This is a genomic window from Solwaraspora sp. WMMB335 (assembly GCF_049179075.1).
Classification (GTDB): Bacteria; Actinomycetota; Actinomycetes; order Mycobacteriales; family Micromonosporaceae; genus Micromonospora_E.
Genome location: NZ_JBMHMF010000001.1, coordinates 5,818,342 through 5,843,814 on the forward strand (window position 1 = coordinate 5,818,342; position 25,473 = coordinate 5,843,814).

The following is a 25,473-nucleotide window of genomic DNA, read 5'->3' on the forward strand; positions in this document are numbered from 1 at the left end:
CGGATCCGGATCCGTCCTGGCGGTCACGATCCGGCGCCGTCCATCTGCTGCTCCTGGGTGCCGATGTCGCGCGGCGTGGTGCCGGTCGCGGTGATCCCGCCGGAGCAGGTGGCGCCCGGCTCGACGGTGGCGTTCTGCCGCAACGCCCGGATGAACTCGTCGATCCGTGGATCGTTGGCGTCGTCGACGGCCAGCTGGTAGCCCCAGGCCTGCAGCGAGATCGGCGACTCCAGGCCCTCGAACGGGCTCATCATGATGTATTCGTTGCCGCGTACCTTGCCGGCCAGGGTCTCCACCTGGTCGGCGGCCAGACCCTCCTGGTAGGTCACCCACACCGCACCGTGCTCCAGGCTGTGTACGGCGTGCTCGTTGGCGATCGGCGCGTCGTAGACGTCACCCATGCAGTTCTGCCAGTTCGGATTGTGGCTGCTGCCCACCGGCGGCTGGATCTCGTACTCCAGCGGGCCCCACTCGTGCGACTGCTTGCCCTCCATCGGCTGCAGCAACGCCTCGTTGGTCTCCCGATAGTTGACCAGGCCGTCGATGCCGGCGGCCCGGTCCTGCCAGGACTTCGCACCCTGGGCGACGGCCCACGCGCCGTACCCGATGATCCCCGTCGCCAGCACGCCGACCGCGACCATCAGAGCGATCGGACCCCAGGCCCGCTCCTGGCTCACCCTGACCGGCTTGACCGGCTTGCGGGGGCCCTTGCCGCCCTTGCCCGTGGTGCCCGGTTTGCCGCCGCCACCCGCCCGGGCGCCGACGGCCTTCGTGTCACCGGCCTTGGCGGTGGTCTTGGTACCGGCCTTGGACTCGGACCTGGCCTTGCCCCCGGCCGCCGGCTTGCCGGTGCTGACCGCGGAGGGACGGCGCTGCTCGCCACCCTGGGTGCTGATGCTCATGGTGTGGTGCCTCGTCAGTCGGTGGGTCAAGGGGCTCCGGCGGGTCACAGCAGGTACGGGTCGCCGCCAAGTCCCCGAGTCTACCCCCGGTAACATGTTTCGGTGACTCCCGACAATCTCGCTGAGATCGTCCGCGCCGCGGCCCGGTCGGTCTTCGCCGACCGTAACCTCGATCTATCTTTACTCCCCGCGGCGGTCACCGTCGAGCGTCCCCGCAACCCCGATCACGGCGACTACGCCTCGAACCTCGCGTTGCAGCTGGCCAAGCGCGTCGGCACCGCGCCGCGCGAGCTGGCCGCCGCGCTGGCCGCCCGGCTCGGCGAGACCGACGGGATCAGCTCGGTGGAGATCGCCGGGCCCGGTTTTCTCAACATCCGCCTCGACTCGGCCGCCGCCGGATCACTCGCCCGCACCGTGGTCCAGACCGGCCGGGCGTACGGCCACGGCACCCATCTCGCCGGACAGCGGCTCAACCTGGAGTTCGTCTCGGCCAACCCGACCGGCCCGGTGCACCTGGGTGGCACCCGCTGGGCCGCTGTCGGTGACGCGCTGGCCCGGATCCTGCGCGCGACCGGCGCCGAGGTCGGCACCGAGTACTACTTCAACGACGCTGGCGCACAGATCGACCGGTTCGCCAACTCGTTGTTGGCCGCGGCGCGCGGCGAGCCGACCCCGGCCGACGGCTACGGCGGGGCGTACATCGCCGACATCGCCAGCGTCATCGTGGCCAAGCATCCGCAGGTACGCGAGCTCGACGACGCCGCCGCCCGGGAGCTGTTCCGCGTCGAAGGCGTCGCGTTGATGTTCGACGAGATCAAGTCGTCGCTGGCCGGGTTCGGGGTGCACTTCGACACGTACTTCAACGAGAAGGACCTGCACGACCGGGGCGAGCTGGACCACGCGCTGACCCGGCTGGGCGAGCAGGGGCGGCTCTACGAACGAGCCGGCGCGACCTGGCTACGCAGCAGCGACTTCGGCGACGACAAGGACCGGGTGCTGCGCAAGTCCAACGGCGAGTGGACCTACTTCGCCGCCGACTGCGCCTACTACCTGGACAAGCGCGAGCGGGGTTTCGACAAGGTCGTGATCATGCTCGGTGCCGACCACCACGGCTACATCGGCCGGCTGCGGGCCATGGCCGCCTGCTTCGGCGACGACCCCGATCAGACGCTGGAGATCCTGATCGGGCAGATGGTGAACCTGGTGCGCGAGGGGACCCCGGTGCGGATGTCCAAGCGGGCCGGCACCGTGGTCACCCTGGAAGACCTGGTCGAGGCGATCGGCGTGGACGCCGCCCGGTACGCCCTGGCCCGCTACTCCTCCGACTCGCCGATCGACATCGACGTCGAGCGGTGGACCCGGGCCAAGAACGACAACCCGGTCTTCTACGTGCAGTACGTCGCCGCCCGGACCGCCAGCGTGGCCCGCAACGCCGCCGACGTCGGTCTGCACCGGGGCGACCCGGAGGCGTTCCGGCCCGGGCTGCTCGACCACGACAAGGAGAACGAGCTGCTCAAGGCGCTCGGCGAGTTCCCCGGTGTGGTCGCCTCCGCCGCCGAGCTGCGCGAGCCACACCGGATCGCCCGCTACCTGGAGGAGCTGGCCGGGGCGTACCACCGGTTCTACGACAAGTGCCGGATCATGCCGCTCGGCGACGAGGAGATCACCGATCTGCACCGCGCCCGGCTGTGGCTCAACGACGCCACCCGTACGGTGATCGCCAACGGCCTCGACCTGCTCGGCGTCTGCGCCCCCGAGCGGATGTGACGGCGACGACGGATGACCGACGGACGCATGACTGACGAAGGACGGTAGTGCCGTGCGCGCACACGAAGCCGGAGCCCTGCACGGCGACCTGGGCAGCCGGGGGCCGGGCTGGCTACGTACCCCCGACGACGTCAACGCCCTGCTGCCGCAGCTGTGGCCGCGCACGGTGACCCGCAACGACGCCGGTGCCCTCACCGTCGGCGGCCGGGACGTGCGCGAGCTGGCCGCCGAGCACGGCACCCCGGCGTACCTGCTCGACGAGGACGACCTGCGGGCCCGCTGCCGCGACTTCCGGGCCGCCTTCGCCGGTCAGGACGTCTACTACGCAGGCAAGGCGTTCCTGTGCCGGGCGGTGGTGCGCGTCGTCGCCGAGGAGGGCCTGCACCTGGATGTCTGCACCGGCGGCGAACTGGCCGTGGCGCTCTCGGCCGGGATGCCGCCGGAGCGCATCGGCTTCCACGGCAACAACAAGTCGCCGGCCGAGCTGGCCCGCGCGGTGGACGTCGGCGTCGGCCGGATCATCGTCGACTCGTTCGACGAGATCGACCGGCTGAGCGTCCTGGCCCGCGAGCGCGGGGTACGACCGACGGTGCTCGTCCGGGTCACCGTCGGCGTCGAGGCGCACACCCACGAGTTCATCGCCACCGCGCACGAGGACCAGAAGTTCGGCTTCTCCCTCGCCGGTGGGGCCGCGTTCGCCGCCGCCGCCCGGATCCTCGACGAGGGCGTGCTCGACCTGCGCGGCCTGCACTCGCACATCGGCTCGCAGATCTTCGACACCAGTGGGTTCGAGGTGGCCGCCCGGCGGGTGCTGGCGCTGCAGGCGCAGATCCGCGACGCGCGCGGCGTCGAGCTGCCCGAGCTCGACCTCGGTGGTGGGTTCGGCATCGCGTACACCACCCAGGACGACCCGGCGCCCGCGCACGACCTGGCCAAGCGGATGAACAAGATCGTCGACGCGGAGTGCGAGGCGCTGCGGCTGGCCGTGCCGCGGCTGTCGGTCGAGCCGGGCCGGGCGATCGTCGGGCCGGCGGTGCTCACCCTGTACGAGGTCGGCACGGTCAAGGACGTCGACGGCATCCGCAGCTACGTCAGCGTCGACGGCGGCATGAGCGACAACATCCGCACCGCCCTGTACGACTCGTCGTACTCGGCCACGGTGGCCGGCCGGGCGTCGGCCGAGCCGCCGATCCTGGCCCGCGTCGTGGGAAAGCACTGTGAGTCCGGGGACATCGTGGTGAAGGATGAATTCCTGCCCGCCGACGTGCGGCCCGGAGATCTTCTCGCGGTGCCGGGTACGGGGGCGTACTGCCGGAGCATGGCCAGCAACTACAACCACGTGCCCCGGCCACCGGTGATCGCGGTCCGCGACGGCGCGGCCCGGGTGATCGTGCGCCGGGAGACCGAGGACGACCTGCTGGCATTGGATGTGGGGTGAGCATGGACAAGCCGGTACGGCTGGCGCTGCTGGGCTGCGGCACGGTCGGCTCCGAGGTGCTGCGGCTGCTGCACGAGCAGGCCACGGACCTGACCGCGCGAGTGGGCGCGCCGATCGAGATCGCCGGGATCGCGGTGCGGCGACCCAACCGGGCCCGCGGCGGGTTGCCGGTCGACCCGGCGCTGTTCACCACCGACGCGCTCGGGCTGATCAAACGCGACGACGTGGACGTGGTCGTCGAGGTCGTCGGCGGCATCGAACCGGCCCGTGGCTGGCTGGTCGAGGCGCTGCGCGGCGGCAAGAGCGTGGTCACCGCCAACAAGGCGCTGCTCGCCGAGGACGGCGGCACCCTGCACGACGCGGCCGCCGAGGGCGGCGCCGACCTGTACTACGAGGCATCGGTGGCCGGTGCCATCCCGCTGTTGCGACCGCTGCGTGAGTCGCTGCACGGCGACTCGATCACCCGGGTCACCGGCATCGTCAACGGCACCACCAACTTCATCCTGTCCGGCATGGACGCCACCGGTGCCGGCTTCGCCGAGACCCTCGAACAGGCCACCGCCCTCGGCTACGCCGAGGCCGACCCCACCGCGGACGTCGAGGGCTTCGACGCCGCCGCCAAGGCCGCCATCCTCGCCTCGTTGGCCTTCCACAGCCGGGTCGGCGCCGCCGACGTGCACCGCGAGGGCATCACCGAGGTCAGCGCCGCCGACATGGCCAGCGCCCAGGAGATGGGCTGCACCATCAAACTGCTGTGCATCGCCGAGCGCGGTCCGGACGCCAGCGGCGCCGAGTCGGTCAGCGTCCGGGTGCATCCGGCGATGATCCCGCGCAGCCATCCGCTGGCCAGCGTCGGCGACGCGTTCAACGCGGTCTTCGTGGAGGCGGTTGCCGCCGGGCAGTTGATGTTCTACGGCCGGGGCGCCGGTGGCGCGCCGACCGCCAGCGCCGTGCTGGGCGACATCGTGGCGGTGGCCCGCAACCGGCTCGCCGGGGTCCGCTCGGCCAGCGAGAGCTCGTACGCCGCCCTGCCGATCCGGCCGATGGGCGAGGCGGTCACCCGCTACCACATCAGCCTCGACGTGGCCGACCGCGCCGGTGTGCTGGCCGCCGTGGCGGGCGTGTTCGCCCGCCACGACGTGTCGATCGCCACCGTGCGTCAGTCCGGCCGTGACACCGACGCCAGCCTGGTCATCGTCACCCACCGGGCTCCGGACGCCGCCCTGGCCGCCACCGTCGAGGAGCTGCGCGGCCTGGACATCGTCCGCTCGATCGCCAGCGTGCTGCGGGTCGAGGGCGACCATTAGCACCGACCGGGACGCGCGGCCCGCGACGGCCGGTACGCTGTGCGCCGAGTCGAGGAGGTTGTCATGTGGCGGGGCCTGATCGAGGCGTACCGGGACCGGTTGCCGGTCACCGACGCCACGCCGGTGGTCACCCTCTACGAGGGCGACACACCGCTGCTGCCCGCGCCGGTGCTCTCCGACCGGGTCGGTGCCGACGTCTACCTCAAGGTCGAGGGGGCCAACCCGACCGGGTCGTTCAAGGACCGCGGCATGACCATGGCGGTGTCCAAGGCGGTCGAGGAGGGCAACAAGGCGATCATCTGCGCCTCCACCGGCAACACCAGCGCGTCGGCCGCCGCGTACGCCGCCCGGGCCGGGCTGACCTGCGCGGTCCTCGTCCCACAGGGCAAGATCGCGTTGGGCAAGTTGGCCCAGGCACTGGTGCACGGGGCCAAACTGCTGCAGGTCGACGGCAATTTCGACGACTGCCTGTCGATGGCGGCCAAACTCGCGCAGGACTACCCGGTCGCGCTGGTCAACTCGGTCAACGTGTTCCGGCTGCACGGGCAGAAGACCGCCGCGTTCGAGATCGTCGCCGGGCTCGGTGACGCCCCGGACATCCACTGCCTGCCGGTCGGTAACGCCGGCAACATCAGCGCGTACTGGATGGGCTACCTGGAGGACGTCGCGGCCGGCAACGCCACCCGTACCCCGAAGATGTACGGCTTCCAGGCCTCCGGCGCCGCGCCGATCGTCACCGGCGAGGTGGTCCGCCAGCCGTCGACGATCGCCACCGCGATCCGGATCGGCAACCCGGCCAGCTGGACGAAGGCCCTCGACGCCCGGGACGCTTCCGGCGGGCTGATCGACGCGGTCACCGACCGGGACATCCTGGCCGCGTACCGGTTGCTGGCCCGGGAGGTCGGCGTCTTCGTGGAGCTGGCCAGCGCGGCCAGCGTCGCCGGGCTGCTGCAGGCCGCCGCGGCGGGCCGGGTGCCCGGCGACGCCACCGTGGTCTGCACGGTGACCGGACACGGTCTGAAGGACCCGGAATGGGCGATCTCGACCGCACCGGCACCGACCACCATCGGCAGCGATCCGCTACTCGCCGCCCGTGCTCTCGACCTGGCGTAACGCCGGCCCTACCGGGTGGGAGCGGTCGGTCGGCCACCCGCAGGTGGTGTCCATCCCGCCGCCCTCGGCCGCGTCCGCCTCGGCGGCCTGTAGCAGCAGCTCGGACGCGGCCGAGACGGTCCGCAGGCCGGCCAGGTCCAGCCGGCCGAGCAGCCGGGCCTGCCGCTCGGCACCGGCGGTGACGATCCGATCGATCAGCTCCTGGCCGTCCCGGGTCAGTTCCACCAGCCGTACCCGCCGGTCGTGCGGGTCTTCTCTGCGTCGTACCAGGTGCTGGGCGACCAGCCGGTCGACGATCCCGGTCATGGTGGCCAGCCGTACGCCGTTCGCCCGGCTCAGCTGCTGACCGGAGGCGGCGCCATGCAGGTAGAGCAGGAGCAGTATCTTCAGCTGCGGAACGGTGAGCTGCGACTCGAACAGCGGATCGGATCGGTCGGAGGCGAACAGGAGCTGGAATCGGTGGTGGGCGGCCATGATCTGCGCGATCAGTTCGTCCCGCCGGGTCACTGCGGCTCCCTCCGCCACCGCTGGGCGCGGGTCGCCGCCCGCCATGGCTGCACACGTTATCCAATAACCCGGTGTGACGCTAACTGTTAGCCTGGGGCAAACTAATTGCGCTGCTGCCGAGGCAGCGGCACCACACCCACCAATCCGCTCGTGAAAGCCGCTCAACCAAGCCGCCGGACCCTTTCCAGGAGTGAGCCCGCACATGTCGTTGCTCGCCAGACTCAGCCTCGCCAACCGGGGCCTCGTCGCGCTCGTCGCGGTCGTGATCACGCTGTTCGGCGCGTTCACCATCCCGACACTCAAACAGCAGCTCCTGCCCTCGCTGGAGTTCCCGGCCGCCTTCGTCAGCGCGGTCTATCCCGGCGCGGCGCCGGAGATCGTCGAAGCGCAGGTGACCGAGCCGATCGAAAGCGCCATCTCGGGCGTCGCCGACATCGAGGGCGTCACCTCCAGCTCCAGCGAGAACTTCGCCACCGTCCAGGTCGAGTTCGCCTTCGGCACCGACCTGGACAGCGCCGTGAACGAGATGGAGACCTCGCTCAGCCGGCTTCAGCTGCCCGACGGGGTGGAACCGGTCGTCTTCGCCGGTAGCACCGACGACCTGCCGGCGGTCGTGCTGGCCGCCACCGGCGCCGGCGGTCCGGGACTGGCCGGGCGGCTCGACGAGATCGTGGTGCCTGAGCTGGACGGTATCGACGGCGTACGCACCGTCGACGTCACCGGGGCCAGCGAGCAGGTCGTCACGATCACCCCCGACCATGCCGCGCTGGCCGCCGCCGGTCTCGACCCGAGCGCGATCGGCACCGCCCTGCAAGTCAACGGCGTCACCGTTCCGGCGGGCGCGTTCACCGACGGTGAGCAGAGCCTGACCGTCCAGGTCGGCAGCAGGATCGATTCGTTGACCGACCTCTCCGGGATCTACCTCACCGCATCCGGTCGGCCGCCGGTGCAGCTCGGCGACGTGGCCGAGATCAGCCAGCAGAGCGCCCCGGCGACCTCGATCACCCGGACCAACGGCGAGGACAGCCTCGGGATCGCCGTGACCGCCGGCCCCGACGGCGACGCGGTCGGCATCTCCCACGAGATCCGCGACCGGCTCGACGAGCTGGGCGAGGCCGCCGGTACCGAGCTGATCGTGGTGTTCGACCAGGCGCCGTTCGTGGAGCGCTCGATCGAGGCGCTGACCACCGAAGGCATGCTCGGCCTGGTGATGGCGGTCCTGGTCATCCTGGTCTTCCTGCTGTCGGTGCGGTCCACCCTGGTCACCGCGGTGTCCATCCCGCTGTCGGTGCTCATCGCGCTGATCGCGCTGTGGACCGGCGACTACTCGCTCAACCTGCTCACCCTGGGCGCGCTGACCATCTCGGTCGGCCGGGTGGTCGACGACTCGATCGTCGTACTGGAGAACATCAAACGTCATCTCGGGTACGGCGAGGACCGGCAAAGCGCGATCATCACCGGCGTACGGGAGGTCGCCGGCGCGGTGACCTCGTCGACCCTGGCGACGGTGGCGGTCTTCGCCCCGATCGCGATCGTCGGCGGCTTCGTCGGGCAGCTGTTCGCGCCGTTCGCGATCACCGTCACGGTGGCGCTGCTCGCCTCGCTGCTGGTGTCGCTGACGGTCATCCCGGTGCTGGCCTACTGGTTCCTCAAGCCGGCCGCCGACGGCGAAGACGCCGACGCGATCCGCCGCGAAGCCGAAGCCAAGGAGCTACGCAGCCCGTTGCAGCGCGGCTACCTGCCGGTCATCCGGTTCGCCACCACCCGCCGCTGGGCCACCGTGGGAATCGGCCTTGCGGTGCTGCTCGGCACCTTCGCGTTGAGCACCCGGCTGGAAACCAACTTCATCGACGACGCGGGCCAGGACACGCTGAGCATGCGCCAGGAGTTGCCGGCGGGCACCAGTCTGGCCGCCGTGGACCGGGCGGCCATCTCGGTGGAGCGTACCCTCGCCCGGACCGACGGGATCGAGTCCTACCAGGTGTCGATCGGCGCCAGCAGCAATCCGTTCGCCGGCGGTGGCGGCAACACCACGGCGAGCTATTCGATCACCTTGACCGAGGGCACCGACAACATCGCCGTGCAGCAACAGCTGCGTGACGAGTTGGCCGGTCGCGACGGGCTGGGAGAGATCACCGTCGGGGCGGCCGGCGGCGGGCCCGGCGGGTCGAGCACCAACCAGTTGCAGGTCGTCGTCCAGGCCAACGATCCGGACGACCTGGCCACCGCCGCCGAGCGGGTCCGTACGGCGATGTCGCAGACCCCGGACGTGGCCGACGTCACCAGCACCCTGTCCGAGGACGTGACCCGGCTGCAGGTGCGGATCGACCGTGCGGCGGCGGCCCAGGTCGGACTGAGCGAGGCCGCGCTGGGGCAGCTCGTCGCGCAGGCCTTCCGGGGCAGCCCGCTCGGACAGGTCACCATCGACGGCGACCAGATGGACGTCCTGCTCAGCCCCGCCGCCCGGGTGACCTCGGTCGAGGAGCTCGCCGCGTTGCCGATCGGGCCGGCGACCCTCGACGACGTCGCCGACATCGTCGAGGTCGACGGCCCCGTACAGATCAACCGGGTGGACGGCGAGCGCAGCGCCACCATCACCGGCACCGCCACCGGCTCGAACGTCGGGCAGACCAGCGCCGACCTGGCACAGCGGCTGGACGACCTGCGACTGCCGGCCGGGGCGACGTACACCATCGGCGGGGTCAGCGCCGATCAGGCCGAAGCCTTCGCCGACCTCGGGCTGGCGCTGCTCGCCGCGATCGCCATCGTTTTCGTGATCATGGTGGCGACGTTCCGCAGCCTGATCCAGCCGCTGATCCTGCTGGTCTCGGTGCCGTTCGCCGCGACCGGCGCGATCGGCCTGCTGGTCGCCACCGGTACGCCGATGGGCGTACCGGCGTTGATCGGCGCGTTGATGCTGGTCGGCATCGTGGTCACCAACGCGATCGTGCTGATGGATCTCATCAACCAGTACCGCGATCAGGGCATGAGCGTGTCCGAGGCGGTGGTCGAGGGCGGCCGGCGCCGGCTGCGGCCGATCCTGATGACCGCGATCGCCACCATCTGCGCGCTGACCCCGATGGCCCTCGGCCTGACCGGGGTGGCCGGCTTCATCGGCCAACCGCTGGCGATCGTGGTGATCGGCGGCCTGTTCAGCTCGACACTGCTCACCCTGGTGCTGGTGCCGACGCTGTACACGACGGTCGAGGGGACCAAGGAACGGTGGCGCGCCCGGCGCGCCGAGCGCCGGGCCGGCACCCGGGCCGGCGACGCCGCGGACACCGACTCCGCTACCGCGGCGGCCACCACGTCGACCGGGTCCGGTGGCGGTGCCGGCAGTGACAACGGTCGCGGTGCCGACGCAGCCGCGAAGCCGACGGCGCGCAAGGAGTCACCGGTAGCGGCACCGCCGACCCGCCCGTCGGCGGCGTTGACCGATGGCACCGACCAGTTCGAGGTGCTCAAGCTGCCGAAGAGCCGCAAGTCGCCACTGCCGCCGGCAGACCAGTAACCGTCCCGGTGGGCCCCGGAGGAGACCTCCCGGGGCCCACCGGGACAGGTAGCGCGGATCACAGTCCGCCCGCTGCCGGCACGCCCGTCGGTAAGGTGTCGGTACGTGACCTCACCGCTGGCGGTCCTCACCAACAACCGTGACTTCCGACGCCTGCTGCTGTCGGAGCTGGTGGTTTTCGGCGCCGACTGGTTCGTCATGGTGCCGCTGCTGGTGCTGCTGCCGCAGCTGACCGGCAGCGGTGTCTGGGGCGCGCTGATCCTGGCCGCGGACACCGGCATACACGCCTTGGTGCTGCCGCTGACCGGCACGCTCGCTGACCGGTTCGACCGCCGTAAGATCCTGATCGTCGCCAACCTGGCCGCGGTGCTCGCGGTGCTGGGGTTGCTGGCCGTGCGGACGCCGGGCACCGCCTGGCTCGCCGTGCTGGCGGTGGCGGCACTGGCGGTCGCCAAGTCCTGCTACTCGCCGGCGGCGCAGGCCGCCCTGCCGAACCTGGTGTCCGCGGCCGAGTTGCCCGCTGCCAACGTGTTCGCCGGTTCCGCCTGGGGCACGATGGCGATCGTCGGCGCGTCGCTCGGTGGTGTGCTCAGCGCCGTGATCGGCCCATACGGCTGTTTTTGGATCGCGGCGGGGGCGCTGTTGCTGGCGGCGGTGGTGACCACCACGATCCGCCGGCCGATGCAGGCTCCCCGGGAATCGTCCGTCCCGGCGCTGCGGACCTTCGCCGCGATCGGCGAGGCGTTGCGCTACGTCAGCCACCGGCCGCAGGCGCTGGGCCTGATCACGGTGAAGAGCGCGGTGGGTCTCGGCAACGGGGTGCTGACCCTGTTTCCACTGCTGGCCGGCGTCTACGGAGTGGGCGCGATCGGCACCGGTCTGTTGTTCGCCGTCCGGGGCGCGGGCGCGGTGGTTGGTCCCCTGCTGATGCGTCCGGTGCTCAACCGGCCGGCCTGGCTGCTCACCGCGCTGGCCGCGTCGATGTCGGTCTACGGGATCTCGTACGCCAGCATCTCCCTGGTCACCTGGTTCCCCCTGGTGCTCGTCCTGGTCTTCGTCGCGCATCTGGGCGGCGGCAGCAACTGGGTGCTGTCCAACTACGCCCTGCAGGCCGTGGTGCCGGACCGGCTGCGCGGGCGGGTGTTCGCCACCGACCTGATGCTGGCCACCCTGTCGATCTCGGTGAGCCAACTCGTCGTCGCCGCCGTCATCGACTCGATCGAGCCACGGATCATCCTCGCCGCCTGTGGCCTGGTGACGGTGGTCTACGCGGTCGGCTGGCGGCTCGCCACGCGGCGGTTGTCGCTCGCCGTACCGGCTGGCGACGCCGTGGGCGGCACCGGCCCGGGTGACGAGGCCGTGGGCGGTAAGGCCGTGGGCGGTGATGACGTGGGCGGTGATGACGTCGTGGTCCGGGCCACGTCCGGCACCGTCCGCTGAGCCGCGCACCGTCCAACGGCCCGACAGCCGTCCAGGTTGCTATCGCTTGCTAGCATAGTGATATCACTTTGATACCGGACCCCGCCCGGGGGAGCGGTACGTCGTCAAGCGAGGAGAGATCATGGAACGGGCCGTGTACCGCACATCGGGGTTCCTGGTGCTAGCCGTCATGATCGGGTTCGGACTGCTCGGCGTGGCGGTCGTGCTGGGTGACACCGGCGGCTCCGCGTACGGCGTCGAGCCATGGATGGTCGGCGTCGTCGTCGGGTACGTCGTGGTGGTCGCCCTTGCTGTGACCGGATTCACCGTAGTGAATCCCAACGAAGCCCAGGTGGTGCAGTTCTTCGGTCGCTATCTCGGCTCGATCCGGAGCGCCGGCCTGCACTGGACCTGGCCGTTGACCGCCCGTCGCCGGGTCACCCTGCGGGTGCGCAACTTCGAGACCGACCGGTTGAAGGTGGCCGACGCCGACGGCAACCCGGTCGAGATCGCGGCCGTCGTGGTATGGCGGGTGGTCGACTCGGCCCAGGCGGTGTTCTCCGTCGACGACCATGTCGAGTACGTCGCGGTGCAGGCCGAGGCCGCCGTGCGGCACCTGGCCACCAGCTATCCGTACGAGGCGCACGACAGCAGCCGGGCCAGCCTGCGCGACAGCGACGTGGTCGCCGAGGAGTTGACCGAGGAACTGCGCGAGCGGGTCGAGTTGGCCGGTGTGGAGGTGCTGGAATCGCGGGTCACCCATCTGGCGTACGCCCCGGAGATCGCCCACGCGATGCTGGCCCGTCAGCAGGCGTCAGCGATCGTCGCGGCCCGGTTCCGCATCGTCGAAGGCGCCGTCGGCATGGTCTCCAACGCTCTGGAGCGGCTGCGCGACGAACACGTCATCGACCTCGACGAAGAGCGGAAGGCGCAGATGGTGGCAAACCTGCTGGTGGTGCTCTGCGGTGACCGGGCCGCTCAACCGGTGGTGAACACCGGCTCGCTCTACAGCTGAGGTGGTCTGCGGCTGATGGCCGAACGTAAGAGGCTGTTGCTGCGGCTCGACCCGGCGGTCCACGAAGCCATCGCCAAGTGGGCCGCCGACGACCTGCGCAGCGTCAACGCCCAGATCGAGTACGCGCTGCGGCTGGCGCTGAGCGCCGCCGGGCGGTCTCCGAGACGCGCACCGCCCGGCGGTGGCTCGGCGGACGGCGGTTCGGCGAACGGCGACGCGGAAGACGGCGACGCGGAAGACGGCTTGGACAGCACCTAGCATGAGGCGATGGGCATTCGCTTCGTACCCGGGCCGGTCACCGTACGGGTGCCGGCCACCAGCGCCAACCTGGGCCCGGGCTTCGACGCCCTCGGGCTCGCGCTGGGCCAATACGACGAGGTCACCGCCCGGGTCGCCGCTGCCGGCAGCCAGGTGCAGATCACCGGCGAAGGAGCCGGCGAGTTGCCCCGGGACGACGGCCACCTGGTGGTACGGGCGATGAACGCGACCTTCGACGAACTCGGTGCCCGACCGTCCGGACTCGTCCTGGACTGCGTGAACCGGATCCCGCAGGCGCGCGGCATGGGGTCGTCGTCGGCCGCGATCGTGGCCGGTGTGCGACTGGCCCGGGCACTGGTCGACGGCGGCGAGCGGTTACTGGACACCGCCGCCGCGTTGCGGATCGCCGCCCGGCTCGAAGGGCATCCGGACAACGTCGCCCCCTGCCTGCTCGGCGGATTCACCATCGCGTGGACGGAACCGGACGGTGCCCGGGCCGTGTCGATGCCGGTGAATCCCGACATAGCGGTGACCGTTTTCGTGCCGACCCAGCGAGGGCTCACCGAGGTGGCCCGGGCCGCGCTGCCGGCGCAGGTCCCGCATGCCGACGCGGCGTTCACCGCGGGCCGGGCCGCGCTGCTGGTGCATGCCCTGACCAGCGAGCCCGGGCTGCTGCTGGCCGCGACCGAGGACCGACTCCACCAGGACTACCGGGCTGCGGCGATGCCGGGCAGCGCCGATCTGATCGCCCGGTTGCGGGCAGCCGGGGTCGCCGCGGTCGTCAGTGGCGCCGGTCCGAGCGTGCTCGCGCTCACCGCCGTACCGGAGGATTTCTGTCCGGGAATGGACTGGCGGGCACATTCGTTGCTGGTAGACGTTGCCGGAGCGCGGATCGAAGGCGCTATAGTAGGACACGCCGAGCGGGACCCTGTTGCCGCAGGTCGGAAGAGTTGATTACGCTCTAGGCCAAGCACAGCCGCGAAGCACGCGATCTCCTGCGGGGCGGCGCACCCCCGAAGCTTTCGGCGGTAACCCCGTCTTACCTCTGCCTAGGCCTCCGCCAAACCGCAGTCTCCACGGATCGCTGCAGACGCCGAGATCTGTCACCGAGGCTGGTGATGCTCTGATACCGGCAAGGCTGCGCGAAGACTCCCGCGACGTGTCATGCGAGGCGGGTGCACCGAGGCGACCCGGCCACCTAGCTCTTTTGACCCGGGTTGCCCGGCCTATCGAGGGAAGGAATCCATTGAGCGACACCACCGACGTGACGTCGGATGTCTCCAACGTCGCTGACGACACTACCGCTGCTCCTGCCCGCCGTCGGCGGTCCGGCACCGGGCTGTCCGCGATGCTGCTGCCGGAGTTGCAGAGCCTCGCGGCGTCGCTCGGCATTTCCGGTACCGCCCGGATGCGCAAGAGTGAGCTGATCGTGGCGATCTCCGAACGCCAGTCAGGCGAGGGCGCGCCACGAGCGCGCGTCGAGGTCGCGGCGGCCACCGCTCCCCCTCGGGAGGAGGTCCGTGCCGACGTCCGCACCGACACCGAGCGCCGCGACGGCGGCGACGGCGAGCAACTCGCGATCGTCGAGGAGCCACCGGCACGCGAGCGGGCCCGGCGAAGCCGGTCGAGCCGCACGACGGCGACCGAGCCTCGCGCCGACGAGGCGGAGGCTGCCGCACCCGCCGAGCCTGCGGAGCGCACCGACCGCGGTGAGCGCGGTGGCGACGGCCGCAACGGCCGTGACCGTGGTGAGCGTGGCGAGCGCAGTGATCGCGGTGACCGTGGTGATCGCGGTGACCGTGGTGATCGCAGCGACCGAGGTGATCGCGGTGACCGCGGCCAACGCGACAGCGACGACGACGGCAACGACAACGATGGTGGCGGCCGGCGCGGGCGCCGGAGCCGATTCCGGGACCGCCGGCGGCGGGGGGACCGCGGCGACGGCGCCGACGGCGGCGGCAGCGGCCGCGAACCGCAGGTGACCGAGGACGACGTCCTCGTCCCGGTGGCCGGCATTCTCGACGTGCTGGACAACTACGCGTTCGTCCGGACCACCGGCTACCTGTCCGGGCCCAACGACGTGTACGTGTCGATGTCGCAGGTCAAGAAGTACGGCCTACGGCGCGGCGATGCGGTCACCGGCGCGGTGCGGGCCACCCGGGAGGGCGAGCAGCGCCGCGACAAGTACAACCCACTGGTCCGCTTGGACACCATCAACGGCATGGAGCCCGAGGAGGCCCGTCGACGGCCCGAGTTCTACAAGCTGACCCCGCTCTACCCGCAGGACCGGCTCCGGCTGGAAACCGAGCCGCACATCCTCACCACCCGGGTCATCGATCTGGTGATGCCGATCGGCAAGGGGCAGCGGGCGCTGATCGTCTCCCCGCCCAAGGCGGGCAAGACCATGGTGCTGCAGGCGATCGCCAACGCGATCACCCGGAACAACCCCGAGTGCCACCTGATGGTCGTCCTGGTCGACGAGCGTCCGGAGGAAGTCACCGACATGCAGCGGTCGGTGAAGGGCGAGGTGATCGCCGCCACGTTCGACCGGCCGCCGCAGGACCACACCACTGTCGCCGAGCTGGCGATAGAGCGGGCCAAGCGGCTGGTCGAGCTGGGCCACGACGTGGTCGTCCTGCTCGACTCGGTCACCCGGCTGGGCCGGTCGTACAACCTGGCCGCGCCGGCCAGTGGCCGGATCATGTCCGGCGGTATCGACTCGACCGCGCTCTACCCGCCGAAGCGCTTTCTCGGTGCCGCCCGCAACATCGAAAACGGTGGCTCGCTGACCATCCTGGCCACCGCCCTGGTGGAGACCGGATCCATGATGGATACCGTGATCTTCGAGGAGTTCAAGGGCACCGGCAACGCGGAGCTCAAGCTAGATCGCAAGATCGCCGACAAACGGGTCTTCCCGTCGATCGACATCCACCCCTCCGGCACCCGTAAGGAAGAGATTCTGCTGGCGCCGGAGGAACTCGCGATCACCCACAAGCTGCGCAAGGTGCTCCACTCGCTGGACTCCCAGGCCGCGCTGGACCTGCTGCTGGACCGGCTCAAGCAGAGCCGTACCAACATCGAGTTCCTGATGCAGATCGCCAAGTCCACTCCGGGGGAGTGACCGGCCGACGAACGGGAATTCGCCTGGTCCGCGGGGCGTTGCGTAGCGCGGACCAGGCGCCGGCGGTGCGCCGGGCGGTCCCGGCCGCCCGGCGCGGTCCGGTACCGCAGGCCATGGCAGACTGGTCAACCGGCCAAGGTTCCGGTTCACGCCCGAGTCGACCCGCGTCAGGACGCGGGCGGCGATGACGGCGACCCGGCGACCGACGATGAGAGGACCACGCCCGTGAAGAAGGACGTCCACCCGGAGTACGTGAACACCGAGGTCAGCTGCTCCTGCGGCAACTCGTTCATTACCCGTAGCACCGCTACCAGCGGCAGGATCCACGTCGAGACCTGCAGCGCCTGCCATCCCTTCTACACCGGCAAGCAACGCGTCCTCGACACCGCCGGCCGGGTCGCCAAGTTCCAGCAGAAGTACGCCAAGGCTCAGGCGAAGAAGGCCAAGTAGCTGCCCGCACGGCGCCCGCTTCCGGTGACCACCGGAAGCGGGCGCCGCAGCGTCTGTCGCCCGGCGTGCGCCGGGCACGTGTCTCGGGCTCGCCGGGCGCGGCGGATGAAGGAGTACGGGTATGAGCAGTGAGCGCCTGGCCGCGCTACTGGACGAGTACACCGAGCTGGAAAGGCAGCTGGCCGACCCGGCGATCCACGCCGATCAGGCCACCGCCCGCCGGGTCGGGCGCCGATTCGCCGAGCTGGCGCCGGTGCACAAGGCCGCAGGTGAACTTGCCCAGGCCCGGGCCGACCTGGCGGCCGCACGTGAACTGGCCGGCGAGGACGCTGCCTTCGCCATCGAGGCCGACGCGATCGCCGCCACCGTGCCCGAGCTCGAAGCCCGCCTGGCCGAGCTGCTGATCCCCCGCGACCCGCATGACGCCAAGGACGTCATCGTCGAGATCAAGGCCGGTGAAGGCGGCGAGGAATCCGCCCTGTTCGCCGGCGATCTGCTGCGGATGTATCTGCGGTACGCCGAGCGGCGTGGCTGGCAGGTGGAGATCCTCGATGCCCAGGACTCCGACCTGGGCGGGGTGAAGGACGTCTCCCTCGCGGTGAAGTCCCGTGGCGTTCCCGACGGCGGCAACGGCGTCTGGTCCCGACTGAAGTGGGAAGGCGGCGTCCACCGGGTGCAGCGGGTGCCAGTGACCGAATCGCAGGGCCGCATCCATACCAGCGCCGCTGGCGTCCTGGTGCTGCCCGAAGCCGAGGATGTCGAGGTCAGCATCGACCCGAACGAGCTGCGCATCGACGTTTTTCGGTCATCCGGCCCCGGTGGCCAGTCGGTCAACACCACCGACTCGGCGGTGCGGATCACCCACCTGCCGACCGGGATCGTGGTCTCCTGCCAGAACGAGAAGAGCCAGTTGCAGAACCGCGAGCAGGCGCTGCGCATCCTGCGGGCGCGGTTGCTCGCGGCTGCCCAGGAGCAGGCCGACGCGGCGGCCTCGGACGCCCGCCGCTCCCAGGTGCGCACCGTCGACCGTTCCGAGCGCATCCGCACGTACAACTTTCCGCAGAACCGGATCACCGACCACCGGATCGGCTACACCGCGTACAACCTGGACCTGGCGTTGGCCGGCGAACTCGACGGTGTCCTCGACGCGCTGGCCGAGGCGGACCGGGCGGCCCGGCTTGCCGGCGACACCGAACTGGCCCGCCGCTGACGGCTGCCGTCAGCGGCGACGGCGACTGCCGTCAGCGGCGACGGCGAGCGGCCAGCTAGGCGACAGTACGACGCCGTGAGTCGCGCATCTGCCGTTCGGCGAGCTTGAATGCCCGGGCGTACTCCTCGCCGAGCGCCGCGCCGGCGCCGCTGATCTCGGCGTACCCGACGCTTATCCCCACCGGTGTGCCGGGTACCAGCGACTGCCATTCCTCGCTGGCCACCGCGGCGGCGATCCGGCGGGCCACGTCCGCCGCCTCGATCCGGCCGGCCCCGGGCAGGACGACGACGAACTCGTCCCCGCCGTAGCGGGCGACGAAGTCGCCCCGGCGCATCACCCGGTTGACCACGCCGGCGACCCGCTGCAGCACCAGATCACCCGAGTGATGCCCGTGCACGGTGTTCACCGAGGTGAAGCCGTCCAGGTCGCAGAACATCACCACGGCCCGTTCGGCCCGGCCCGCCATGTCGGCCACGTACAGGTCGAGTTGGCGGCGGTTGGCCAGCCCGGTCAACGGATCCGTCAGGGCTTCCTTGGTGTACTGGGCAGCGGTCCGGCGCATCTCCTCGTGGTCCAGGCGCGCCGCGATGCCGTCGACGTACATGTCCCGCAGCCGGTCGTTGCGGCGGTTGGCCAGCCGGAAGGCGTAGCGGTCGGCATGATGCGCGGCCAGGTGGTCACCCTCCCTGGTGTGTGCCACGCTACGTAGCCTGGCCTGTTCGGCGGAGCCGAGCGTCTCGGCGGAGACCACCACCATGTCGAGCCGGGTCAGCGCCTCCGCCGGTCGGTCGGCCGCGATCGCCAGGCAGACCGCGCCGAGTTGACGCAGGTCGCGTGCTCGGGCGCTGTCGCCGCCGTCGATCATCAGCCGGGTGGCGTCCGGCGCGCCTGGTGGCAGTCGCGCCGGCTCACCCAACGCGGCGAGGCGGGCCAGGGAGTATCCGTACGCGACGCGGCTGCTCGGACGTAGCTTGCCGGTGCTGCCGGCCCGGACGAATTTGGCCAGGTCGGTGCCGATGTCGCGGAGTACCCGCAGACAGCCGTCGGTGTCGCCGTGATGGTCCAGCGCTACCGCGTTGCGCAGCCGGATGGCCGGCGCGGCGAACATCTCCTCGGCGATGCCGGTGGCGCTGCCGAGCTGGCGGGCGCGCTCGATCGCGCTCAACGCGTGTCCGTGGAAGCTCAGATAGGAGTACGCCATCGCCAGGTCGTGCCAGCCCCAGGCGGTTTCCCGGTCGACGTCGGGCGCCGCGCCGAGGGCCCGGGAGCTCTGCACCAGGTGGGTGACGCAACGGTCGAACGCGCCCTGCTGGTGGGCGGCGAGCGCGGCCAGCGCGTGCAGGTGGCCGTGCAGGTACGGCTCGTTGAGGTCCCGGGCGGCCTCGAACGCCCGGTCCACCGCGCCGGCGTACTCGGTGGTGCGGTCCAGGTTGAGCAGTGCGGACAGCCGCTGCACCAGCGCGTCGGCCCGCACGTAGGGGTTACTGCTGTGCTGGATCACCTGCTCGAACGCGACGCAGGCCTCGGCTGAGCGGCTCGCCTCCATCAGGGCACGTGCCTGCATCAGGGTCTCGGCCTGGTCGGTGAGCCGGTCGAGCCAACCCACGCACAACCTCCCTGGAACCCGCGGGAATTCTGGCGGAACGCCACCCGGCGGCTGCGCGTACCGATCACACGCAGATCCGGAGGGACGCACCATGATTATGTCGTGAACCACATGCCGGAAAACAGCTCTGGATGGCCGGATCGAGTGTCGATTTCGTCCGCGTTGACCGCTGCGACCGTCCTACTGGCCCGTGCCGGCGTCGCCTCGGCGCGGGGCGATGCGGAGCTGATCGCCGCTGCGGTGCTCAAGATTCCACGGGGGCGACTAGCGCTGAGCAGCGGATTCAATCATATCGATCTAGATCGTTTCGATGAACTCGTGTCTCGGCGTGCGGCACGGGAGCCGCTGCAATATCTCACCGGATCGGCACCATTTCGTTATCTTGAGTTGGCGGTCGGTCCGGGCGTGTTCGTGCCCCGCCCGGAGACCGAACTGCTCGCCGGCGCGGGCATCGACGCGCTGCGTGCCGGTGGCGGCGGCCTGCTGATCGACCTCTGCAGCGGTAGCGGTGCCATCGCGTTGTCGGCCGCACACGAGGTTCCCGTCGCCCGGGTGGTGGCGGTGGAGCGCTCCGCCGCGAGCCTGAGCTGGCTACGGCGCAACGCGCGGCGCCGGGCCGAGGCCGGTGACCGGCCGATCGAGGTGGTGGCCGGCGACGTCACCGATCCGCAGCTGTTGGCCGGACTGAGCGGTCAGGCGGACGTGGTGCTGTGCAACCCGCCGTACGTGCCGGCCGGCACGCCGGTGCCGCCCGAGGTGGCCGGGCACGATCCGGACGACGCGGTCTTCGGCGGCCCCGACGGGCTGGTGGTGATCCGTCCGGTGATCCGCCTCGCCGCGACCCTGCTGCGGCCCGGCGGCGTGTTCGGCATCGAGCACGACGACAGCCACGCCGCTGCGGTGGCCGGGCTGATCGCCGCCGACGCGCGGTTCACCAAGGTGACCAGCCACCGGGATCTCGCCGACCGACATCGCTACGTCACCGCGGACCGCGCCGGCTGATCCCGGCCTCCCGGGCCGCGATCAGGATTGTCCCCCGGGCAGGATCAGGTGGCGAGTCGCACGTGGCAGACTGGCACACCGTGATGCTTTACGACTGCCGGTCAGCCGCCGACCGCGACAAGGGCATCGCCGCGGCGATCGAGGCGGTCAAGAACGGTGAGCTGGTCGTGCTGCCCACCGACACGGTCTACGGCGTGGGCGCCGACGCCTTCACCTCGTACGCGGTGACCGCGCTGCTCAACGCCAAGGGCCGCGACCGACAGATGCCGCCGCCGGTGCTGGTCGGATCGCGCAACACCCTGGACGGGCTGGTGCTGATCCTGCCGCAGACCGCCCGCGACCTGGCCGACGCCTTCTGGCCGGGAGCGCTCACCATGATCGTCGAGCACGCGCCCAGCCTCAACTGGGATCTGGGCGACACCAACGGGACCGTCGCGGTGCGGATGCCTCTGCACCCGGTGGCCCTGGAGGTGCTGCGTGAGACCGGGCCGATGGCGGTCTCCTCGGCCAACAAGACCGGGAAGCCGCCAGCGGTCACCGCCGCCGAGGCACGCGAGCAACTCGGTTACTCGGTGCGTACCTATCTGGAGGCCGGGCGCTGCCCGGATCCGGTGCCGAGCACCATCGTCGATCTCACCGCCGACGCGCCACGGGTGCTGCGCCAGGGGGCCATCCCGATCGAGAAGCTGCGCGACGTGGTGCCGGACATCGTCGGTACGGAGTCCTGAGTGCCACCGTTCACCGTCCTCCACGTCTGCATGGGCAACATCTGCCGGTCCCCGATGGCCGAGCGGCTGCTGGTGCTCGCGGTACGCGAGCGCCTCGACCGGCTCGCCCTCGACCGGTTGGAACCGGGACCCGCATCCGCGGTGCCCGTCCCCGAGGAGGAGGCCCTGCTGCACAGCCACAGTGCCGGCACCGGTGGCTGGCACGCCGGCGAGGAAATGAACCCGCCCGCCGCCCGGCAGGTCGTCGCCCGGGGCGGTGACGTCGACGGGTTCGCCGCCCGCAAGCTGCGCTCGGATCAGATCGACGCAGCCGATCTGGTCCTCACCGCCACCGCTGATCAGCAGGAGTACGTGCTGGCGTTGCGTCCCGACGCCGTGGAGCGCACCTTCGTGCTGGGCGAGTTCGGCCGGCTGCTGCCGGCGGTGAACCGGGATCTGCTGCCGCCGGCGCAGCCCACCCCGGACGCGGTCTACGCGCGTGGGGTGGCGCTGGTCGCCGCGGTCGCCGCAGCCCGGGGTGGTGCCGCCCCGCAGCCCGGCGACGACCTGGACGACCCGTGGGGCCGGGGCGATCACACGTTCTCCCGGGTGGCCGACGAGATCGAAGAGACGGTGGAGGCGCTCGGCGTGGCGCTGCTGCCATGAGCCGGGCCCGGGAAGAGCCGGGAAGAGCGTCGATGATGCGTCGCCGGTTGCGTCACCTGCCGTTGCCGTTGGCGGTGTCGGCGGCGCTGCTGGTCGTCCTGGTCGTGGCCGGCAGCCTGGTGGACGGCCCCGCCGGGGCGGTGGGCGCCGCCGTCGGGGTGCTGCTGGTGGTGGCCAGTTACGTCGGCTCGAGCCTGGCACTGGCATGGGCCGACACGGTGCACCCGAAGCTGGTGCTGAGTGTGGGCTTGCTCACGTACGGCGGGAAGTTCGCCCTGCTCGGTGCGGCGGTGTTCGCCGTCGCCGATTCTGGCTGGTCAGGCCTTCGGATGCTGGCGGTGGCCATCATGGCCGGCACCGTCGGCTGGGTCGGCGCCCAGGTCTGGTGGACCTTCCGGGCCCGCATCCCGTACGTCGACACCGAGCCAGAACCCCGGAGCGGGCGCGGTGGGGCGGGGCGGATACCCACTGGGGCGTGGAAGGAGTAGCCTGTGCACCCATCTGAGGTGCCACCGGGTTTCGCCCACACAACGAGGGTTGTGCGGGGGGTGTCGCACAGCCTCTATCGTTGCCCTGATATGTTTCCGGCGTCATGGCCGGTGAATCACCCCCTCCTCAACCCTCCGGCCCTTCGGGGGCGGACGCGGGTTTCGCCGCGCTCGGCTACCTGCTCGGCGGGATGGCCGTGTGGGGCGGGGCGGGGTGGCTCGTCGACCGCTGGCTGGACCTGCCCAACGTCGGGCTGCTGATCGGGCTGATCGGCGGGACGGCGGCCGGGGTCTACCTGACCGTTAAGAAGCTGGGCGCGTGACCAGGCCCGACCGACGGAGGATGCGTTGACTGAGCAGCCGACCGTCCTCGCCGCGGAGTTCCCGCCCGGCGTGGACGCCTTCGACTTCCGTAGCCTGATCTCCGGGCTGGACGGCACCGCCTGGGCGGCCGCCTTCACCAAGATCTCCCTGCTGCTCTGGATCGCCGCGGCACTGGTGATGGTCTTCTTCCTGGTCACCTACCGGAGCCCCAAGCTGGTGCCCACCAAGGGCCAGTGGCTGGCCGAGGCGGTCTACGGCATGGTGCGCGACAACATCGCCCGCGACGTGATCGGCAGGGACGGCGTCCGGTTCGCGCCTTATCTGACTGTGCTGTTCTGCTTCATTCTGCTGAACAACCTCTGGGGCATCATCCCGTTCGCGCAGATCTCGCCGATGTCGCACATCGCCTTCCCGATCGTGCTCGCGGTGATCAGCTGGCTGCTCTACATCGGTCACGGCATCCGCAAGTGGGGCTTCGTCGGCTACGTCAAGCACGCCTGCTGGGTCTCCGGGGCACCGCTGTGGGTCCAGCCGATCCTGGTGCCGATCGAATTCGTCTCCAACCTGATTCTGCGGCCGGTCACCCTGTCGGTCCGGCTCTTCGCCAACATGTTCGCCGGCCACATGATCCTGCTGGTCTTCACCCTCGGCGGGGTCGCGCTCTTCCAGGCAGAGAGCCTGTTCATCAAGCCCATCGCCGTCCTGAGCTGGGGGATGGCGATCGTAATGACCTTCTTCGAGTTCGGCATCATGGTCCTGCAGGCGTACGTGTTCACCCTGCTCAGCGCGACCTACCTGCAGCATTCCCTGGCCGAGGCGCACTGAGCCGAGTCTGCGCTCGGCACCCACCACAACCCCATCGGCACACGTTCGCGGCTTGTTCCGCGGGCGACAACTGAAAATTCACCTAAACGTGCGCGTGATGGTCACGCGTTCAACGCAGGAGGAAAACAACCATGTTCCTGGCCGAGATCACGGGCAACCTGAACGCCATCGGCTACGGCATCGCTGCCCTGGGCCCCGGCATCGGCGTCGGCCTGGTGTTCGCCGCCTACATCCAGGCGACCGCCCGTCAGCCGGAAAGCGCCGGCCTGACCCGGGTCTACATGTTCATGGGCTTCGCCGTGATCGAGGCGCTGGCCCTGCTCGGTCTGGTGCTCGCGTTCGCGCTCACCTGAGCCGAACCGGTTGCCGCGCGAGCCGACGGTCTCGCGCATCTGACTCGGTGACCGGCTGCGCCAGCACCGGTCCGGGCGAAGGGAAACGTCCATGTACATAGCCGCCGAAGAGGGCGGGAACATCCTGCTCCCGCCGCTGTCCGAGATCATCGTCGGCCTGGTCGCCTTCGGTCTGCTCGTCGCCGTCCTGCTCAAGTTCGTCTTCCCCCGGATGGAGGCGATGTACCAGGCGCGGGTCGACGCGATCGAGGGCGGCATCAAGCGGGCCGAGGCCGCGCAGGCCGAAGCCAACCAGCTGCTGGAGCAGTACAAGGCCCAGCTGGCCGAGGCACGCACCGACGCCGCCCGGATCCGCGACGACGCCCGGGCCGACGCGGAGAGCATCCGCCAGGACATCCTCGCCAAGGCACGGGAGGAGTCCGACCGGATCATCGCCGCGGGCAAGGAGCAGCTCGCCGCCGAGCGGCAGACCATCATCCGGGAGCTGCGGGCCGAGGTCGGCACCGTCGCCGTCGACCTGGCCAGCCGGATCGTCGGGGACGCCCTCGCGGACGAGGCCCGCCGTAAGGGCACCGTCGAGCGGTTCCTGGCCGATCTGGAAAGCACGGGAGCCCGCTGATGCAGTCCGCCACCAGCCGGGAGTCCTACGCCGCGGTGACCGACCGCCTGGCCGCCTTCGTCGCCGGTGCCACGCCGGCGGCGATCGCGACCACCGCCGAGGAGGTCCTCTCCGTGGCCGACGTGCTGCGCCGCCAGCCCCGGCTGCGGCGGGCGCTGGCCGACCCGGCCCGGGCCAGCGACGACCGGACCGGTCTGTTGCGTGGTCTGCTCGACGGCAAGGTCGCCGGCGATACCGTCGATCTGCTGGCCGCGGTGGTCGCCGCCCGCTGGTCGGCACCGTCGGAGCTGCTCGACGCGAGCGAGCAGCTCGGCGTCGACGCGGTGCTGTCCGGTGCCGAGTCCGCCGGCGAACTGGCCGAGGTCGAGGACGAACTGTTTCGCTTCGGCAAGATCATCGACGGGGATCCGCAGCTCGGTGCCGTGGTCGGTGACGTCACCGTGCCGGCCGACCGACGGGTCGAGCTGATCCGGTCGCTACTCGACGGCAAGGCCCGGAGCGCCACCACGATCCTGGCCGAGCAGGCGGTACGCGGGTTCGGCGGGCGGTCCGTCGGGGCCGGGCTCACCCGCCTGGTCGAGCTCGCCGCGCAGCGGCGGGACCGGCAGGTCGCGCACGTCACGGTCGCCGCGCCGCTGTCCGAGGCCGAGGAGCAGCGGCTGGGCGCCACGCTGGCCGGTATGTACGGTCGGGAGGTCTCCGTCAAGTTGACGGTCGACCCCGCCGTACTCGGCGGGATGAGCGTACGGATCGGCTCCGATCTGTACGACGGCACCGTACGGCGCCGCCTCATCGACACCCGTAAGGCGCTCGCCGGGCGCTGATTTGAGTCCATGCCGTTCCGGGATCCTCCCGGCCACTAGAC

The 25,473-nt window shown here is 70.8% G+C and carries 23 protein-coding genes and 1 pseudogene; 21 read left to right on the plus strand and 3 right to left on the minus strand.

Going from position 1 to position 25,473, the window contains the following annotated elements:
- Positions 1 to 23: 23 nt before the first annotated feature.
- The gene (locus ACN27F_RS25340; protein ID WP_421437603.1) at positions 24 to 902 is read right to left on the minus strand and encodes a DUF3105 domain-containing protein; all 879 of its coding nucleotides are present in this window, start codon (positions 900 to 902) and stop codon (positions 24 to 26) included.
- 102 nt (positions 903 to 1,004) lie between these two features.
- Here ACN27F_RS25340 and argS point away from each other — a divergent pair, with 102 nt between their 5' ends.
- The 4 genes from argS (at position 1,005) to thrC (ending at position 6,527) form a co-directional block, all read left to right on the plus strand.
- Complete coding sequence (argS, locus tag ACN27F_RS25345; RefSeq protein ID WP_421437605.1) at positions 1,005 to 2,669, plus strand: arginine--tRNA ligase; 1,665 nt, start codon at positions 1,005 to 1,007, stop codon at positions 2,667 to 2,669.
- A 52-nt stretch (positions 2,670 to 2,721) separates the two neighbouring features.
- Positions 2,722 to 4,107, plus strand: a complete 1,386-nt coding sequence (gene lysA, locus ACN27F_RS25350; RefSeq protein ID WP_421437607.1) for a diaminopimelate decarboxylase — start codon at positions 2,722 to 2,724, stop codon at positions 4,105 to 4,107.
- 2 nt (positions 4,108 to 4,109) lie between these two features.
- On the plus strand, positions 4,110 to 5,414 hold the full coding sequence (locus tag ACN27F_RS25355) for a homoserine dehydrogenase (protein ID WP_421440436.1): 1,305 nt from the start codon (positions 4,110 to 4,112) through the stop codon (positions 5,412 to 5,414).
- Positions 5,415 to 5,477: 63 nt separating this feature from the next.
- Positions 5,478 to 6,527, plus strand: a complete 1,050-nt coding sequence (gene thrC / locus ACN27F_RS25360; protein WP_421437609.1) for a threonine synthase — start codon at positions 5,478 to 5,480, stop codon at positions 6,525 to 6,527.
- Here thrC and ACN27F_RS25365 read toward each other — a convergent pair.
- Positions 6,495 to 7,034: a MarR family winged helix-turn-helix transcriptional regulator gene (locus ACN27F_RS25365; protein WP_421437610.1), complete on the minus strand. Its 540-nt coding sequence runs from the start codon at positions 7,032 to 7,034 to the stop codon at positions 6,495 to 6,497. The two genes, thrC and ACN27F_RS25365, sit on opposite strands and share 33 nt — an antisense overlap.
- A gap of 202 nt (positions 7,035 to 7,236) precedes the next feature.
- Between ACN27F_RS25365 and ACN27F_RS25370 the strand changes: the two genes are divergently transcribed.
- The 8 genes and pseudogenes from ACN27F_RS25370 to prfA all read left to right on the plus strand — a co-directional run bounded on the left by ACN27F_RS25370 (position 7,237) and on the right by prfA (position 18,018).
- On the plus strand, positions 7,237 to 10,545 hold the full coding sequence (locus tag ACN27F_RS25370; protein WP_421440438.1) for an efflux RND transporter permease subunit: 3,309 nt from the start codon (positions 7,237 to 7,239) through the stop codon (positions 10,543 to 10,545).
- 105 nt (positions 10,546 to 10,650) lie between these two features.
- A pseudogene (locus tag ACN27F_RS25375) lies at positions 10,651 to 11,871 on the plus strand (MFS transporter); the annotation flags it as partial.
- A 235-nt stretch (positions 11,872 to 12,106) separates the two neighbouring features.
- Positions 12,107 to 12,979, plus strand: coding sequence for an SPFH domain-containing protein (locus ACN27F_RS25380; RefSeq protein WP_421437612.1), 873 nt, complete (start codon positions 12,107 to 12,109; stop codon positions 12,977 to 12,979).
- A 15-nt stretch (positions 12,980 to 12,994) separates the two neighbouring features.
- Positions 12,995 to 13,237, plus strand: a complete 243-nt coding sequence (locus tag ACN27F_RS25385) for a hypothetical protein (protein ID WP_421437614.1) — start codon at positions 12,995 to 12,997, stop codon at positions 13,235 to 13,237.
- A gap of 9 nt (positions 13,238 to 13,246) precedes the next feature.
- The gene (thrB, locus tag ACN27F_RS25390) at positions 13,247 to 14,191 is read left to right on the plus strand and encodes a homoserine kinase (protein ID WP_421437616.1); all 945 of its coding nucleotides are present in this window, start codon (positions 13,247 to 13,249) and stop codon (positions 14,189 to 14,191) included.
- 292 nt (positions 14,192 to 14,483) lie between these two features.
- Positions 14,484 to 16,358 carry a transcription termination factor Rho gene (rho, locus tag ACN27F_RS25395; RefSeq protein WP_421437618.1) on the plus strand — a complete coding sequence of 625 codons (1,875 nt, stop codon included), beginning with the start codon at positions 14,484 to 14,486 and terminating at the stop codon, positions 16,356 to 16,358.
- Between the two features lie 225 nt (positions 16,359 to 16,583).
- Entirely contained in the window at positions 16,584 to 16,808 is a 225-nt protein-coding gene (rpmE, locus tag ACN27F_RS25400) for a 50S ribosomal protein L31 (RefSeq protein ID WP_421437619.1), read from the plus strand.
- Positions 16,809 to 16,929: 121 nt separating this feature from the next.
- Positions 16,930 to 18,018 carry a peptide chain release factor 1 gene (prfA, locus tag ACN27F_RS25405; protein ID WP_421437621.1) on the plus strand — a complete coding sequence of 363 codons (1,089 nt, stop codon included), beginning with the start codon at positions 16,930 to 16,932 and terminating at the stop codon, positions 18,016 to 18,018.
- Positions 18,019 to 18,073: 55 nt separating this feature from the next.
- Here the strand turns inward: prfA and ACN27F_RS25410 are convergent, their stop codons facing one another.
- On the minus strand, positions 18,074 to 19,624 hold the full coding sequence (locus tag ACN27F_RS25410; RefSeq protein WP_421437623.1) for a GGDEF domain-containing protein: 1,551 nt from the start codon (positions 19,622 to 19,624) through the stop codon (positions 18,074 to 18,076).
- Between the two features lie 111 nt (positions 19,625 to 19,735).
- Between ACN27F_RS25410 and prmC the strand changes: the two genes are divergently transcribed.
- From prmC to ACN27F_RS25455, 9 genes are all read left to right on the plus strand, one after another.
- Complete coding sequence (gene prmC, locus ACN27F_RS25415) at positions 19,736 to 20,626, plus strand: peptide chain release factor N(5)-glutamine methyltransferase (protein ID WP_421440440.1); 891 nt, start codon at positions 19,736 to 19,738, stop codon at positions 20,624 to 20,626.
- An 83-nt stretch (positions 20,627 to 20,709) separates the two neighbouring features.
- A complete protein-coding gene (locus ACN27F_RS25420; protein ID WP_421440442.1) occupies positions 20,710 to 21,354 on the plus strand; it encodes an L-threonylcarbamoyladenylate synthase in 645 nt (214 codons plus the stop codon).
- On the plus strand, positions 21,355 to 21,999 hold the full coding sequence (locus tag ACN27F_RS25425; RefSeq protein ID WP_421437625.1) for a phosphotyrosine protein phosphatase: 645 nt from the start codon (positions 21,355 to 21,357) through the stop codon (positions 21,997 to 21,999). It abuts the gene before it with no gap.
- A gap of 32 nt (positions 22,000 to 22,031) precedes the next feature.
- Positions 22,032 to 22,487 carry a hypothetical protein gene (locus tag ACN27F_RS25430; RefSeq protein ID WP_421437627.1) on the plus strand — a complete coding sequence of 152 codons (456 nt, stop codon included), beginning with the start codon at positions 22,032 to 22,034 and terminating at the stop codon, positions 22,485 to 22,487.
- A gap of 104 nt (positions 22,488 to 22,591) precedes the next feature.
- Positions 22,592 to 22,810, plus strand: coding sequence for a hypothetical protein (locus tag ACN27F_RS25435; RefSeq protein WP_421437629.1), 219 nt, complete (start codon positions 22,592 to 22,594; stop codon positions 22,808 to 22,810).
- Between the two features lie 25 nt (positions 22,811 to 22,835).
- Positions 22,836 to 23,636, plus strand: a complete 801-nt coding sequence (gene atpB, locus ACN27F_RS25440) for a F0F1 ATP synthase subunit A (RefSeq protein WP_421437631.1) — start codon at positions 22,836 to 22,838, stop codon at positions 23,634 to 23,636.
- Positions 23,637 to 23,767: 131 nt separating this feature from the next.
- Positions 23,768 to 23,989: an ATP synthase F0 subunit C gene (gene atpE, locus ACN27F_RS25445; RefSeq protein WP_421437633.1), complete on the plus strand. Its 222-nt coding sequence runs from the start codon at positions 23,768 to 23,770 to the stop codon at positions 23,987 to 23,989.
- Between the two features lie 91 nt (positions 23,990 to 24,080).
- On the plus strand, positions 24,081 to 24,608 hold the full coding sequence (locus ACN27F_RS25450) for a F0F1 ATP synthase subunit B (RefSeq protein WP_421437634.1): 528 nt from the start codon (positions 24,081 to 24,083) through the stop codon (positions 24,606 to 24,608).
- Complete coding sequence (locus ACN27F_RS25455; RefSeq protein WP_421437636.1) at positions 24,608 to 25,432, plus strand: F0F1 ATP synthase subunit delta; 825 nt, start codon at positions 24,608 to 24,610, stop codon at positions 25,430 to 25,432. Before ACN27F_RS25450 ends, ACN27F_RS25455 begins: the two co-directional genes overlap by 1 nt.
- The last annotated feature ends 41 nt before the right edge of the window (positions 25,433 to 25,473 follow it).

Excerpts from the sequence above, each read along its gene's own strand:
- ACN27F_RS25340 (WP_421437603.1), bottom strand. The coding sequence starts at position 902 with ATGAGCATCAGCACCCAGGGTGGCGAGCAGCGCCGTCCCTCCGCGGTC.
- ACN27F_RS25355 (WP_421440436.1), top strand. The coding sequence starts at position 4,110 with ATGGACAAGCCGGTACGGCTGGCGCTGCTGGGCTGCGGCACGGTCGGC.
- thrC (WP_421437609.1), top strand. The coding sequence starts at position 5,478 with ATGTGGCGGGGCCTGATCGAGGCGTACCGGGACCGGTTGCCGGTCACC.
- ACN27F_RS25370 (WP_421440438.1), top strand. The coding sequence starts at position 7,237 with ATGTCGTTGCTCGCCAGACTCAGCCTCGCCAACCGGGGCCTCGTCGCG.
- ACN27F_RS25380 (WP_421437612.1), top strand. The coding sequence starts at position 12,107 with ATGGAACGGGCCGTGTACCGCACATCGGGGTTCCTGGTGCTAGCCGTC.
- ACN27F_RS25385 (WP_421437614.1), top strand. The coding sequence starts at position 12,995 with ATGGCCGAACGTAAGAGGCTGTTGCTGCGGCTCGACCCGGCGGTCCAC.
- thrB (WP_421437616.1), top strand. The coding sequence starts at position 13,247 with ATGGGCATTCGCTTCGTACCCGGGCCGGTCACCGTACGGGTGCCGGCC.
- prfA (WP_421437621.1), top strand. The coding sequence starts at position 16,930 with ATGAGCAGTGAGCGCCTGGCCGCGCTACTGGACGAGTACACCGAGCTG.
- prmC (WP_421440440.1), top strand. The coding sequence starts at position 19,736 with ATGCCGGAAAACAGCTCTGGATGGCCGGATCGAGTGTCGATTTCGTCC.
- ACN27F_RS25420 (WP_421440442.1), top strand. The coding sequence starts at position 20,710 with ATGCTTTACGACTGCCGGTCAGCCGCCGACCGCGACAAGGGCATCGCC.
- ACN27F_RS25430 (WP_421437627.1), top strand. The coding sequence starts at position 22,032 with ATGATGCGTCGCCGGTTGCGTCACCTGCCGTTGCCGTTGGCGGTGTCG.
- ACN27F_RS25435 (WP_421437629.1), top strand. The coding sequence starts at position 22,592 with ATGGCCGGTGAATCACCCCCTCCTCAACCCTCCGGCCCTTCGGGGGCG.
- atpE (WP_421437633.1), top strand. The coding sequence starts at position 23,768 with ATGTTCCTGGCCGAGATCACGGGCAACCTGAACGCCATCGGCTACGGC.
- ACN27F_RS25450 (WP_421437634.1), top strand. The coding sequence starts at position 24,081 with ATGTACATAGCCGCCGAAGAGGGCGGGAACATCCTGCTCCCGCCGCTG.
- ACN27F_RS25455 (WP_421437636.1), top strand. The coding sequence starts at position 24,608 with ATGCAGTCCGCCACCAGCCGGGAGTCCTACGCCGCGGTGACCGACCGC.